11 protein-coding genes and 1 riboswitch are annotated in these 13,643 nt (G+C 72.3%); of the genes, 4 read left to right on the top strand and 7 right to left on the bottom strand.

Annotated elements, in window-relative coordinates; all coding sequences use genetic code 11:
* Positions 1–221: 221 nt before the first annotated feature.
* The 4 genes from ACWJ6R_RS01175 to ACWJ6R_RS01160 all read right to left on the bottom strand — a co-directional run bounded on the left by ACWJ6R_RS01175 (position 222) and on the right by ACWJ6R_RS01160 (position 2,558).
* Positions 222–563: a hypothetical protein gene (locus ACWJ6R_RS01175; protein ID WP_449060410.1), complete on the bottom strand. Its 342-nt coding sequence runs from the start codon at positions 561–563 to the stop codon at positions 222–224.
* 112 nt (positions 564–675) lie between these two features.
* On the bottom strand, positions 676–1,023 hold the full coding sequence (locus tag ACWJ6R_RS01170; protein WP_449060409.1) for a hypothetical protein: 348 nt from the start codon (positions 1,021–1,023) through the stop codon (positions 676–678).
* Positions 1,024–1,249: 226 nt separating this feature from the next.
* On the bottom strand, positions 1,250–1,744 hold the full coding sequence (locus tag ACWJ6R_RS01165; protein WP_449060408.1) for an SLOG cluster 4 domain-containing protein: 495 nt from the start codon (positions 1,742–1,744) through the stop codon (positions 1,250–1,252).
* A 571-nt stretch (positions 1,745–2,315) separates the two neighbouring features.
* Positions 2,316–2,558: a hypothetical protein gene (locus ACWJ6R_RS01160; RefSeq protein ID WP_449060407.1), complete on the bottom strand. Its 243-nt coding sequence runs from the start codon at positions 2,556–2,558 to the stop codon at positions 2,316–2,318.
* Between the two features lie 50 nt (positions 2,559–2,608).
* A riboswitch (SAM riboswitch) is annotated at positions 2,609–2,717 on the bottom strand.
* A 283-nt stretch (positions 2,718–3,000) separates the two neighbouring features.
* On the opposite strand from ACWJ6R_RS01160, the gene ACWJ6R_RS01155 reads away from it, so the two are divergent.
* Both ACWJ6R_RS01155 and ACWJ6R_RS01150 read left to right on the top strand, forming a co-directional pair.
* Positions 3,001–5,469, top strand: a complete 2,469-nt coding sequence (locus ACWJ6R_RS01155; protein ID WP_449060406.1) for a tetratricopeptide repeat protein — start codon at positions 3,001–3,003, stop codon at positions 5,467–5,469.
* A 233-nt stretch (positions 5,470–5,702) separates the two neighbouring features.
* Positions 5,703–7,484, top strand: coding sequence for a PD-(D/E)XK nuclease family protein (locus ACWJ6R_RS01150; protein WP_449060405.1), 1,782 nt, complete (start codon positions 5,703–5,705; stop codon positions 7,482–7,484).
* A gap of 125 nt (positions 7,485–7,609) precedes the next feature.
* Here the strand turns inward: ACWJ6R_RS01150 and ACWJ6R_RS01145 are convergent, their stop codons facing one another.
* From ACWJ6R_RS01145 to ACWJ6R_RS01135, 3 genes are all read right to left on the bottom strand, one after another.
* Positions 7,610–8,014, bottom strand: coding sequence for a VOC family protein (locus ACWJ6R_RS01145; RefSeq protein WP_449060404.1), 405 nt, complete (start codon positions 8,012–8,014; stop codon positions 7,610–7,612).
* 134 nt (positions 8,015–8,148) lie between these two features.
* On the bottom strand, positions 8,149–9,312 hold the full coding sequence (locus ACWJ6R_RS01140) for a DUF418 domain-containing protein (protein WP_449060403.1): 1,164 nt from the start codon (positions 9,310–9,312) through the stop codon (positions 8,149–8,151).
* Between the two features lie 189 nt (positions 9,313–9,501).
* On the bottom strand, positions 9,502–11,313 hold the full coding sequence (locus ACWJ6R_RS01135; protein ID WP_449060402.1) for a serine/threonine protein kinase: 1,812 nt from the start codon (positions 11,311–11,313) through the stop codon (positions 9,502–9,504).
* A 232-nt stretch (positions 11,314–11,545) separates the two neighbouring features.
* Between ACWJ6R_RS01135 and ACWJ6R_RS01130 the strand changes: the two genes are divergently transcribed.
* Both ACWJ6R_RS01130 and ACWJ6R_RS01125 read left to right on the top strand, forming a co-directional pair.
* On the top strand, positions 11,546–12,712 hold the full coding sequence (locus tag ACWJ6R_RS01130) for an ADP-ribosylglycohydrolase family protein (RefSeq protein WP_449060401.1): 1,167 nt from the start codon (positions 11,546–11,548) through the stop codon (positions 12,710–12,712).
* Between the two features lie 107 nt (positions 12,713–12,819).
* On the top strand, positions 12,820–13,643 hold an 824-nt coding region (locus ACWJ6R_RS01125; RefSeq protein WP_449060400.1), incomplete at its 3' end, for a hypothetical protein.

Below are 13,643 nucleotides of genomic sequence, written 5' to 3'. Positions count from 1 at the left end.
TCCGCACCTGCGGATCGGCGCAACCCTTTCCGGCAACACGTTTCCGAATCGAGGAGATTACCGGAATCCGTCGGGATGCTTCGCCGTGCCCGTCCGCGGTGTCGCCGCCGCGCGGGGTCGCCGCGGACCCCTCGTGGACGCCCCGTGGACGCCCCGGCGGAGGAGTGGCGGAGGGGTACGGCGTGCGCTGCGCCGTACCCCTCAAGACCGGCCGCGCGATGTCAGGCGCGGCCTCCGTCGGTGATGGACACGATCGAGGCGGTCTGGAACTTCTTGTGCCCCTTCCCGTCGGCCCCGACGACAGCCGTGTACGACTTGGTGGTCCAGCCCAGGCTGTACTTGATCTTCAGCTTGCGCTTGTTGTCGCACCGGTTGTGCCAGTACACCGTCACGGAGGTGTTGCCGTCCCCCCACGACCAGGCGAAGCAACCGGCGACCCCGCGGTGGACGTCCGCCGACGCCGGAGCCGCGGTGCCGACGCCGAGACCGGCGGCGGCGAGGGAGGCGGCCACGACGACGGCGGCGCGGGTGCGCAGGTTCGTCCTACGGGAGTACGCGGACATGAAGGTCTCCTCATCCGATGAGTATGATCTGATGAATGCGGTCACCGCGCCGAGACGGCGCATCCGTTTCGGTGCGGGCCCCGGGTGAGCCGGCCTGCTTCTGAAACAGGCGCTAGCAGCTGCCGGGCAGCGTCACCTTGTTGGGCATGCTGTGATCGATCTTCTTGCTGCCCTTGCTCTTGGCGCCGACGGTGAAGCACTTGTAGAAGATCGTTCCGTTCTCCCGGACGAACTGCAGCTTGACCGCGCGCTTCTGGTTGCAGTGGTTGTTGTAGTAGACGGTGGTGGTCACGTTGCCGTCGCCCCAGGAGACATTGATCTTCTCTCCACTGGGCGACGCGCACGCGGCGGACTTCCTGTGCACGTCGGCGGAGGTCTCCGCGGTGCCGGCGGCGGCGACGGACGGGGCGCACAACACGGCGAGAGCGGCCACGGCAGGCGCCAGTTTCCTGTACTTCAAGATGGCTTCCTTCGTTTTCTGACACGGCCCGGCCGGTTCGGCGACCGGCACGGGAAGGCGCGGTCGCGGTCGGGGACCGCGGGCGCCGGGATCTCCGCCAGCTTGCCCGCCGCTCCCGGTCCGACCAACCGATCTCTGTCCAGAACTGCGGCTTTGGACGGGCTTTGGACTTTGGACAAATGAGGAGCCGCCCCGGCGCGTCGCCGGTCCCGGCCCGTCCGGGAGGTCATCGGCCGGGCCGGGGCCGGTCGGGCCAGAGCCCGGTCAGCGCCAGCGCCTCCTCCGGCGTCGAAGCGTGCGCGACGCCGCCGACCGGACGCCCGTCGCGGTCCAGGACCCGCCAGCCACCGAGCTGGACCACGGGGACGCCGCCCCGGCGCATCGCGAGCGCCAGCTCCGACAGCGTGCCCCACGACCCGCCGATGACGATCACGGCGTCACCCGAGTTGACGATGATGGCGTTGCGCGCCTCCCCGGCGCCGGTCGGGATCACGACGGACAGGTCGGGGCAGGCGTCCGCCCGGTCCGCCCCGGACAGGACGCCCACCACCGTCCCGCCCGCCGATCGGGCCCCGGCCGCCACGGCGGCCATGACCCCGGTGTAACCGCCGCAGATCACCACCGCGCCGCGCTCCGCCAGCAGCCGTCCGACCTCGCGGGCGTTGGACCCGTCTTCGCTCGTGCAGTCACGCGGACCGCACACCGCCACCTGAATCACCACGACGGGATCCTGTCAGCGAACGGCCACCATCAGTCCGCGAAGTGTGAACCAGCGGCCCTCCGCCACGCCCGGGCCACCGGCGGTCACGGCCGCGGATCACCGGAGGGTCGCGGCGACGGAGGCGAGGGCGCCACGGGCCCGGCGAGCGGTGATCTCCTGGTCCCGCACTCGGCCGCTACCGGATCTGATCCCATCGAGGGCCACCCGGAAGGCCGCGTCCCTGACCAGGCGGTGAACCCGGTGACGGAGATCACCGTCCAGGAGTCCGTCCGCCGCGGAGGCGAGTACGGAGTCGGCCACACGTCCCGCCGCTCGACCGGCGATCCCATGAAGAACGAAGCCCTCCGATCGCCCCGGTACGGACAGGCCCGGCATACGGTCGACCGTCTGATCGATCACCATGCGAGCCGCCCACGCGGTTTCGGCGTCCCGGATCGGTCTCAGGTCACGGAGCCCGCCGGCCTCGTCCAGCAGGCCGGCCGCCTCCAGCCAACCGGCCAGACAGGTGCGGACCAGCCGGTCCAGCATCGGGTACGCGCGGGCGTCCTCAGGGAAGTCAGCTCCGCACATGTCACTTTCCGGATCCGGGGTGGCCCTCGGACGGGTGCGCGACGCCGTACCGGGAGGCGACGCGGAACTCCCACGCCAGGCGGACGTGCTCCGCGTGGGGTGCACCGTGGCACTCGCCGTACCGGAAGAAGCCGTCGCCCGCGCGGAGGACGCGCTCCTGGACGACGGTGGCCGCGAGGCCGGACTCGACCTTGCAACTGGGGCGGCGACGGTAGCGGGGCAACGGGTCGCGGGGAGTGGGCACAGGGCATCTCCAGGATCCGGGTTCGGACCCCGGTGGCCGACGACTCCGGTGATCCGCCGTTCTCCACGCACCGCGCATGGAGCAGGTCGTCACCCGGGGCACCCGCGGCGAGCGGGGTGCCGTCCAGCGAGCCGGGGCTTGGCGCTGAAACTCGTGACCTGCCGGGACCGTAGCGATCCCTGCCGCCGGTCGTCAACTGTCCGGCCCGCTCCATCAAAAGACGAGAATTACTACTTGTGTCATCTATTCACATGGTGATTGACTGTTTCCGACCAGCGCAACAAGCTCTTACCTCCGCAGCGGAGACGCATGACGGGCCTTCCGCGACCGGTCCTCGCCGCCGGAGCGGCCCGCGACCGACACCCTTGGACCGTTCCGCCAGGACCGGATATAGGGCAGTATTTCCCTCACCGTCACCTTTGATGATGTTTGCGAAGGACTCATGGATCTCGAAGCGGCCCATGCCCACCTCCCCTGGATCGTCGAGCCCCTGCACGATCTCCTGAGGCGGGCGGAGGCCGCCGGTCTCGAGGTCCAGCCGTCCCTTCCCGGCCTGCTCGATGATCCGCAGAGCGTCGTCCAGTCGCTCGTCTCCGAGGTCCTCAGGCTCGCCGAGGCTTTCCAGCAGCGCGGCCGGGCGGCCGACTGGGAGGCCGCCTGGCGGGTGATCGTCGCCCTGCGGCAGCCGTTCGCCCTCACCGACCCGCTGAAGTACGCCGATGCCCTCGGCATGCTCGGCGAGATCCTCACCCGTCAGCAGCGGTGGGAGGAGGCATTGGAGGTGTCCGAGGAGGCCGCGTCCGTGCTTCGCCCGCACGTCGCCGACGGCGAGGTCTTCTGTGGCCTGTACGCGCGGGCCGTACGCGACTGCGGCACCAGTCTGGCCGAGCTCGGCAGGGTGGCCGAGGCCGCCGCGGCCAAGCGGGACGCGCTGCGCTACTACGACGTCTGCCTGCGCTCCGGTCCCCGCTACCGTCCGGATGTGGCGCTGACCTGCCATGAGCTGTTCGACCTGCTCATGCGGGGCGGAGAGGCCGATGAGGCGCTGGAGGCGTGCGACCTCGCCATCGGGCTGATGCGGGAGTTGTCCACCGAGTTCCCGCAGTTCCGGTCCCGGCTGGCGCTCGCCCTGCGCGACCGGGCGAGCGCACTGCTCCGGCTCGACCGCGGCGAGGAGGCGTTGGAGCCCGGCATGGAAGCGATCGCGGCCTACCGGGAGCTGGTCGAGGAGGACCGCGGCCACCTGCCGTTCCTGGCGCTGGCCCTCCAGCTGATGTCCGACCCGCTCTCGGCCGCCGACCGGGACGACGAGGCCCTGGAAGCCGCGGTGCAGGCCGTACGGATCGCGGAGGAGCTGGGACCCGACAGCGGTCTGGTCCGGCCTCTGGCCTGGATCTCCTACGGCGGGCGGCTCATCGAGCGAGGCCGGCTGATGGAGGCCAAGGAGGCGTATCTGGCGGCGGTACCGAACTCCGAGCCGCTCCGGGGAGAGCTGGCCCCGGCGCTCCAGCACCTGTCGCAGCTGCTCGCCGGCGAGGGGCGCCTCACCGAGGCCGCGGCGGTCGCCGCCGTGGCCGCCCGCCTCTACAAGCTCCTGGTCAGGGACGACCCGGACTGGACCACCCCGCAGGCCGGTCTGCTGGGCTGGCTGGCGGAGCTGGACTTCCGCTGCGGGCGGTACGAACTCGCCCTGCGCAACGCCGAGCGGGCCGTGAACGCCGCGGAGACCTCCGGCGACCGGGAGTGCCTGGCCCGGGCGAAGGGCCACCTGGGCAGCAGCCTGGCCGGGTGCGGCCGCCACGAGGAGGCCGAACGGGCCGACCGGGAGGCGCTGGAGCTCTGGCAGGAGCTCGCCGCGCAGGACCCGGAGACCTATCGGGGCCCGCTGGGCGGCGCCTGGAACAACCTGGCCAACAAGCTCGGCGCGCTGGGCAGGACCGAGGAGGCCGCGGCGGCCGCGCAGAGGTCCGTCGAGCTCTACGAGCGGGCCGATCTCCGGCACGAACTGGCCAACTCCCTCAACGGTCTGGCCGTACGGCTGCACGAGCTCGGCCGGGACGAACGCGCCCGGGACGCCGCGACCCGCGCCGTGGCCTGCTACGACAGGCTGATCGCCGACGAGCCCCGGCACCTGCGGAACCTCGCCGTCGTGCTGCACAACCTCGCCGGCTACCACGAGGCCCTGGGCGACCTGGAGCGAGCGTGGGAGGCGGCCGACCGCGCCGTGGGCATCCGGCACCGCCTGTACGGCATGGACGCGGAGGCGTTCCGGGACGACCTGGTGCTCTCCCTGCGCAGGGCCTCCGACTACGCGTCGGTGCTCGGCAGGTTCGACCGGGCCGTGCACGCCGCCTCGATCCGGGTCAAGGTGGCCGAGGCGCGCGGGGAACCCGGCGTCGAGCTGGCCGAGGCCCTGGTCGATCTGGGCGGCCTGCTGACCGGAGTGGATCGGATCGAGGAGGCGGCCGCGACCGTCGAGCGGGCCGTGGAGCTGGCCGCCGCGATCCCCGAGGTGCCGGGCCTGCACGCCTTCTGCCTGGACCGGCTCGCCTGGTGCCGGGCCGAGCTGGGCCGTCCCGAGGAGGCCGTACGGCTGGCCCGGCGCGGCGTCGCGCTCCTCGAGCCGATCGCCGGCGACGACCGCGACCCGCACTTTCCGGAACTCGGAGTGCTCCTCAGCGACCTCTCCGGCTACCTGATGGCCTGCGGCCGCCCGATCGAGGCCCTGGAGGCGGCGGGGCGGGCCGTGTCCGTCCGTGAGCGGCTGGCCGCCGCGGACCCCGGGCGGTTCCGGCCGGTCCTGGCCGGGTCGCTCCGGCGGCTGGGTGACGTGCTCACCGCCCTCGGACGGCAGCGGCCCGCCGAGGAGGCACGGCGCAGGGCGGAGGAATTGGCCGAACCCGCCGACTAGACCACCGTTCCGATGGTGGGCTGCATGATCACATAGCCCGACGGGCGCATCTCCCCATGGACGCGGATCACGGCTCCGCCCTTGAAGACGGCCGTCCCGACGGTCAGCGAGGAACCGCTCGGCCCACCTCACTGCCACGCCTGTGTTTCCCGCACTTCCTCCCCAAGGGAACCCCGGCACAGCTGCAAGAGGTGCTATAGATCTTACGGACCGTGATCCCCCCAGGAGACCCGATGCCCTTGCACACTGAGCTCACCGGCAACCCGGACGTCGTCCGGCTGTCGGCGAGCGCTCTCGACCGCCGCGAGCGGGACTGCCCCGCGTCCGCCGCCGCGAAGGCCTACGCCGCGATGCGGCCGGTGGTCCGCGACCGGCGGCGCTACCCGCCGTGGGCCTCCTTCCCGCTCGGCCTGGTCGTCTCGGCGCTGGACTTCGTCGAGTGCGACGGCTACGACCCGGACGTCGCGGCCGGGATGGCGGTCGAAGAGAGCCGCGATCCGGTGCACCGGGGTGTGGCCCGCTGGGTCCGGCACGCCTGCCGCACGTACGTGGAGACGTCGGAGAGCCTGGCCGCGGAGCTGGCCGCCGAGGGGGTCGAGCTCCACCTGGACAGGCGGCCCCGGGTCGTGCAGCACGGCACGCGGGGCGCCTCGGCGGTGGAGATGCGCGCGCTGACCGCGTGGGGCCGCTGGTACGCCTCGCCGGACGGCTCGGTCGTCGAGTTCCGCCGGCTGCGGCTGCGCCGCCCGACGGGACGGAGCAGCGACCACTCCACGCTCGCCATGGCGTACGTCGCGGCGGCCGGGGACCGGGTCGTCGACCCCCGCGACGTCTACCAGTCCGTTCCCATCCCGGTCGAGCACGGCGGGGTGCGGCCACAGCGGATCCGGGTGGTCGAGATGGGCCTCACCGACGCCGACGCCCGGGTGCTCATCGACGCGGCCCCCGAGGAGGTACGGCAGGCGTACCTGGCCTCCGTCCGGCCGGTGGCCGCGCGCCTGCTGGCCGACGACCGCCGTGCCCCCGGGTCCGGCTGCGCCGAGTGCAGGCTGTTCGGATCCTGCGAGGCGCTCGCCCGGACGCCGGGGCTGCTCGGGCTGCCCGGCCCCGGGACGCACCGCCGTACCTGGTCGGTCACCACGGCCCGGCAGTACCAGGTCTGCCCCGCCCAGTCGCACCTGCGCGACCTGCACCTGCCTGCGGAGGAGGCCGAGGGCTCGGCGGTCCGGCGCGGGCTGCTGGTGCACCAGTGGCTGGAGACCGCCCACGGCAGGCCGGGGAATCGGCCGTGCACGCTCGACGACCTGCCCGACCCCACCGGGAGTTTCCACGGCCTGGCCGAGCAGGTGATGAGCCCGGGCGAATACCAGCAGATCTGGCCCTACCTGGTCCAGCACGTGGACGTGTGCCCGCTGCGCGGTCCCGGGGAGATCACCGGCGTCGCGCCGGAGCCGAGGGTGGCCGCCTACGACTCCGCGGCCGACGTCGTGGTCGTCGCGAATCCGGACCTGCTGCGCCGGGTGGACGGCCGCCTGGTCTACCGGGAGCAGAAGACCTCGCTGACGGACCGCGGCATCACCGCGGAGAACGCCCTGGAGCTGGTCCCGCAGCTCGCCCTGGCGGTCTGCCTGATCGCGGGCGGCGTCTTCGGGGACACCGCCGGGACCGTCGAGCTGGAGCAGCTCACCCCGGCGTCGGGCACGGTGATCGAACTCGACGCGGCCGACCCCGGGGTGGTCGCCGCCGCGCGGGCCGTCCTGGCGGAACTGGCCGGTCCCTGGCACCGGGACACCGCCTTCCGGGCGAACCCGGGGCCCTGGTGCCGGTTCTGCCCCGTCTCCCGCTGGTGCGGCGACGCCTCCCGGGCGGACGAGGGGCCCTTCATGACGGTCGACGGCCTGGTGATCGACCCGGTCACCGGCGAGATCCTGGAGTCGCCGGGCTGCACGACCAGCCGGGTCGAGGCGGTCACCGGCGCGCTCGCCGGGCCGGAGGACGACGAGCCGCCCTTCTAGCAGGCCGTACTCCGTGGATCCCGCCAGGTCGGGGGCGACCGGATCCGAGTGGAGCGGGGCGTGTGGAGGGCGCTGTTCCAGCTCGCGGCGCCGGCGCTCCGAGGATCCCCTGCCGGAGCCCGGCGTCACTCGTCGGCGGGGCGCTCCTGCAGGACCCAGCCGTTGCCGTCGGGGTCGGAGAAGAAGACGAACGAGTTCCATCTGCCGCCCGGGCCGTCGGCCAGGGCGCCGTCCTCGCCGTAGTGCCGGACCCCGCTGACCTCCACGCCGCGCCCGGCCAGTCCGGCGCGGGCGGCCTCGATGTCGGGCACGACGATCTGCAGGCCCTGCAGCGAGCCCGGCGGCGGGCCGGCGATCCCGGTGTTCAGGTGGATCGAGCAGCCCGACCCCGGGGGTGTCAGCTGCACCATACGGGCTTCGCCCACCTGGATGTCGAGGTCGAGGGCGAAGCCGAGTCCTTCGGCGTAGAAGTCCTTCGCCCGGTCCACGTCCGTCACCGGAACCGGCACCACTTCGAGTTTCCAATCCATGGCATGTCGTCCTTCCGCGCGGCCGATCCGTTCCGCCTCCACCCGCATGTCGATCACCGGCATGTCGATCTGTGGAGTCGAATCGACAGAGGGTATCCCGCGGTCCTCGGAGCGCGAAGGAGGTTTCCCTTCGATCAGCGAGGGTTCTGCGGAGCCGCGGAGAGCAGGGTGACGCGTCTCAGCACCCATTCGACCGGGCCCTGCCGGTGGCGGCGCAGCCACCAGGCGCTCAGCGCCAGCAGGAGCGCGTAGATCACCGCGGCCACGCCCATCACCGCGATCGGGGGCAGCTTCCCCGCCAGCGCCAGGCCGTACCCGGTGAAGATCAGGCAGGCCAGCACCGACTGGCCGATGTAGTTGGAGGCCGCGACCCGGCCGGCCGGGGCCAGCGCCCCGCCGACCGCGGGGAACCGCTCGACCAGCGCCAGCAGGGTGACCACGTAGGCGGCCGACAGCAGCGGGGAGGCCACGTTGTTGACCGCCAGGCCGACCAGTTCCATGGCACCGCCCGTCTGGGACGACCAGGTGAAGAAGACCCCGGCGGGCAGGCCGACACCGTAGCCCAGCCACAGGATCCGGGGCACCAGGTGGGCCCAGCGCTCCCGCTCCTCCAGCAGGCGCGACTTCCCGGCCGCCAGCCCGAACAGGAACAGCGCCATCGCCATCGGGCCCTGGCCGAGCCACACGAACGCCGCGAGCATCGGGTAGGTCTCGACCTGGAACCGCAGGAAGTCCAGCGGCCCGCCGGTGACCAGCGCCTCGGCCCGCGCCGCGGCGGCCGTGTCGGGGATCGGGGCCGCCGCGCCGCTCGGATCGAGCAGGACGAGCCCGGCCAGCAGGAGCCAGAACGCCGACATCACGCCGATGATCCAGCAGCCGGCCTTGACGGCGGTCCTGGGCCTGATGCCGCGCATCGTCAGCAGCAGGAGGCCGAGCGCGGCGTAGAGGGTGAGGATGTCGCCGATCCAGAACAGGAGCCCGTGCGCCACGCCCAGGACGAACAGGCCCAGGCAGCGGCGGACCATGCGGGACTTGACCTTCTCGCCCCACGAGCGCATCTGCAGGGTGAAGGAGTAGCCGAACAGGAACGAGAAGATCACGTAGAACTTGGTCAGCACCAGGGTGCTGACGACGAGGGCGACGGGGCCTTCGCTGATGGGCAGGGTGCCGATGCCGAAGGCGTATCCGGGGTCGGCGAGGAAGCCGATGTTCGCGACCAGGATGCCGCCCAGCGCGAAGCCCCGTACGGCGTCGATCTCGTGGATGCGCCTGGACACCGGCGCCGTGGTCTGGGTCATGCCCTCGATGCTAGGAATCCGGTGTACGGCGCACATCGGACTTCGGACGGGCGCTGCGCGACCAAAGTCGACGGCCGCCGGATCGCACGGCCCCTCCCTCGACCGCCTCGTACGGCCCGCGGGAGCTGGAAATCCAGATGGCCAGGTGATCCGGCATTCCAGACGGGCCGGTCGATCCCACCGGCCCGCTCAGAGCGGGGCCGCGTATCGGTAACCGGTGAGGTCGATGGAGGCGATGATCTTCTTGTGGTTTCTGGCGTCTTCCGCGTGCTCGCTGAGTACATAAAAGGAGACTCTGGACTGGGGCAGATGCCAAACCTTCATCGTGTACGCCACATTGGCCTCGCAACTGACCAGCCATTCACGGTAGAAAGCCTTCCTCCCATCCGCCATCCGAGTCAGGCCCGATTCGCTCAGCCGCGAACTGGAGGGGTCCGCGGCCTCGTACCGTGCGCCGTTCGGCGCACGTACCACGCCGCCTCCCACCAGGCAGGGCATATCCTGACCGATCATGAAGCCGTACTCCTCGTCCTCGATGGAGTAACCCGGCCATTCATCGGCACCGGAATCAAGGTCGATCGCCATCGAGTCGGGGCGGCAGGGCCAGTCCCACGGTCCGCTCGTCCCGCGGGAGTTCGGCGACTCGACGCATGCGTAGCCGTCGTTGACCTCTAACAACCGCCAGTCTCCGGGCAGAGTCATCTCGATCCCCTGCAGCGATACGACCTTTCTCCCGGGGGCACCGGAGCGGAATACATCCGGCTCCGGGGATCTCGGAGAGGCCGAGCTCGCCATCGGCGCCGGAGCCGGAGAACGAGTCACCTGTGCCGGAGCGGTGGTCGCCGCAGGCGCCGCCTGAAGCTCCGTCACCGGATCGGTGCGTTCCAAGGAGGAGGTGACGGCGATCGCGACGATCGTGGTGATCGCGACCAGGGTGAGGCCCACCGCCGTGGCGATGTAGGCGTGCACCCAGGACGGCCCCGGCCTCCAGGACGCGGGTGCCGGGGCGGGGACCGCTCCCGTGTCCGGTCCTGAGCCGAGGTCCGGTCCGGACGCCATGACGGTCGCCACCGCAGTCGCCACCGCAGTCGGCGCCGCCGGCCAGTCGGCCGTCTCGTTCCGGGGCAGCACCCAGGTGTGCTGGATCAGCGCGGTGACGTCGGCCGCGGGAAGTTCCGCCCGCCCGCCCGACCGCGCCCACCAGAGCTCGGTCACCGCCGCCAGGACCTCCTCGGCGGGCGGCCGCTCGGCCGGGTCCTTGGCCAGGGCCCGCACCACCAGCTCGCGCAGCCCTTCGGGCACGGCGCCGGTCTCCGGGGTCTCCTCGCGGATCCGGTAGGCCAGCACCTCCGGGCGGCCGGTGCCGTACGGCTGCTCGCCGGTGACTGCGAAGAGCACCAGCAGGGCCCAGCCGTACACGTCGGCGGGGGTGCCCGCCGGGCCGTCGCCGTACTCCTCGGGACTGATCCAGCCCGGCGAGCCGATGAGGGTGCCGGTGTGCGTGACCGTGCTGCCGTCCAGGACCTTGGCGATGCCGAAGTCGATCAGTTTCGGGCCGTCGGCGGCCAGGATCACGTTCGACGGCTTGAGGTCCCGGTGCACGACCTCGGCCGCGTGCATGGCCACCAGCGCCTCGGCCAGCCCGGCCGCCAGGCCGTACAGGGCGTCGCCGGACAGCGGGCCCTCGGTCTGCACGTGCTGCTCCAGCGTCGGGCCGGCGATGAACTCGGTGGCCAGCCACGGCCGTTCGGTGCCCGGATCGGAGCCGAGGACTCCGGCGACGCACGCGCTCCGGACCTCGCCGAGCACCCGGATCTCCCGGCTGAAGCGCCGCCGGAACTCCAGGTCGAGCGAGAGCGCCTCGTGCACGAGCTTGACGGCCACCCGCCGGCCCGCGGCGTCGACTCCGGCGTAGACGACGCCCATGCCGCCGGCGCCCAGACGGCCGACGATCCGGTAGGAGCCGATCTGGTGCGGATCGCCCCCGTGCAACGGCAGCACACGACCTCCGAGGAGATTTGTCATAACTTGCGGCGAGATTCAACCAGATGCGAATAATGATCACTAGACCGGGGACCGAATCGTTATTTTCCATGGAAACCGGCGTATATATTGTGGATTTAGTTCACAATAGAGCTAGTCGGACCTACCCGGTGACATCACGTGGTTTCATCTCCCGGAAGGCACCGGCGCCCTCCCCACCCGCCGCCGAACCCAGACGAGGACCCCGATCATGAACGACTCCAGGACCACCGTCCCGTACCCTTCCCGCGTCCGGGGCTGCCTGCTCGGCGGCGCCGTCGGCGACGCGCTCGGCAACCCCGTCGAGTTCATGTCCCTGACGGAGATCCGGACGCGGTTCGGCCCGGCCGGGCTCGCCGGCATGATCGAGAACGAGATCACCGACGACACCCAGATGACCCTGTTCAGCGCCGAGGGCCTGATCCGCGCCCGCCTGCACGGCGGCGATCCCCTGGCAGCCGTGCAGGATGCCTACCTGCGCTGGCTCGACACCCAGAACCACACGGCCCCGCCCGCCGAGGACGGCGGTTTCCGCACCGGGTGGCTGCGCACCGAGCGGTGGCTGTACGCCCGGCGCGCCCCCGGCAACGCCTGCCTGTCCGGCCTGCGCTCCGGGGTCACTCCTCCCCTGCCGGAGACGCCCCTCGGGCACGGGCCCGTCAACCCCGGTTCCAAGGGCTGCGGCACCGTGATGCGCTCGGCCCCCTTCGGCCTCCTCCGCGGTGCACAGGCTCCGTCCCCCGCAGCCGACCCGGCCGACCCGCTCGTCCCGGCCGACCCGCTCGACCCGGCCGATCCGGTCGGCCTGGCCACCGCCGCCGCCCCCCTCACCCACGGCCATCCCACCGCCGCGATCGCCTCCGGCGCCCTGGCCCACCTCGTCGGCCGGCTCGTCGCCGGGGACCCGCTGCCCGAGGCCGTCGACTCGACCGACCGGATGCTGTCCGCCCTCGACGGGCACGGGCCCGAGCACCGGGAGACCCGCGAGGCGCTGCGCGCCGCCCGGCGGCTGGCGGAGGCCGGGCACCCCGCACCGGAGAAGGTGGAGACCCTGGGCGGGGCCTGGATCGCCGAGGAGGCGCTGGCCATCGCCGTCTACTGCGCCCTGGCCGAGCCGGACCCGCGCCGGGCCCTGCTGCTGTCGGTCAACCACTCGGGCGACGCCGACTCCACCGGCGCCGTCTGCGGCAACATCGTCGGCGCGGCGTACGGCGAGGCCGCGCTGCCCGCCGACTGGGCCGCGATCGTCGAGGGCCGCGACACCGTCCTGCGGATCGCCGACGACCTCGTCACCGCCTTCGATGGTCCGGCGCGGGACCTCGCCGGCCGCTATCCCGCGGACCGCCGGCCCGGTGGACGCGATCGACGCGTAGGGTGATGTAACCCTACGCTTATGTGAACCCTGCAGGTCCTCGTCGGATTCGCTCCGTCTCCGATCTGCGGAGCACTCGCCGTACGTCCCCCCGTTCGAAGGCGGTTCTGCACATGGCATCTCAGGTGACGCGGTTGTACCAGGCAGTGCTGCGTGACCGGGAACCGCCGATCTCGATCCGGCTGCGCCGTACCTTCTCCGAGTGGACCGAGGCGAAGGGCTTCCCTCCCGCGAGCGCGGCCCAGGCCCGGACCGACCACGAGGCCGGCGGAGCCCGCCTGGTCATGGAGCGCCGGGGCAGCGGCTGCGGCCGTTACACGCTCGACGAGCCGGTCCCGGACGGGATCCTGCGCACGCAGGTGATCTACGCCGAGTCGGTGCAGGGCATGACCGGGTGGGTCGTCGTCACCGTGGAGCAGCACGGCGGCCGGGAGCCGGAGGCGGTCACCGCCCCCGGTTTCCTCCCGGCGTACCTGCGCACCGCCCGGATCACCGACGGTGCCGTGCACGTCGAGGACGCGCCGGTGGTGCTCGACGAGACCGAGGTGGAGCGGTTCGTCCGGACGCTCGCCGATCCCCACCGCCGGGTCCCGGCCGTGGTCGTCTCCGTGGACGCCCAGCGGCCCGAGGCCGGCCGCACCCACGCCGACCGGCTGGCCGCCGCCCTCACCGGGGCGGCCCTGGTCGTACGGCTGGCGGACCTGCGCGCCCAGGACCGGTTCAACGAGGTGCTGGGCGAGCGGCTCGGCGTGTACGGCGGCGGCGTCCGCACCTACGTCACGCCGTTCGACCCCGCCGGGGAGCGCTACCCGGAGCGGCATCTGACCATGGGCGGTCCCCGGCTCCGCGCCCAGGGCGCCGCCGCCCTCGGCGTGGTCGTCGAGGGGGCGCTCGGCAGGGCGCCGCGCCGAGCTCCGACGACGTACCGGCGGACCAT

Source organism: Planomonospora algeriensis (assembly GCF_977012225.1).
This window is presented reverse-complemented; position numbering and strand designations above follow the sequence as displayed.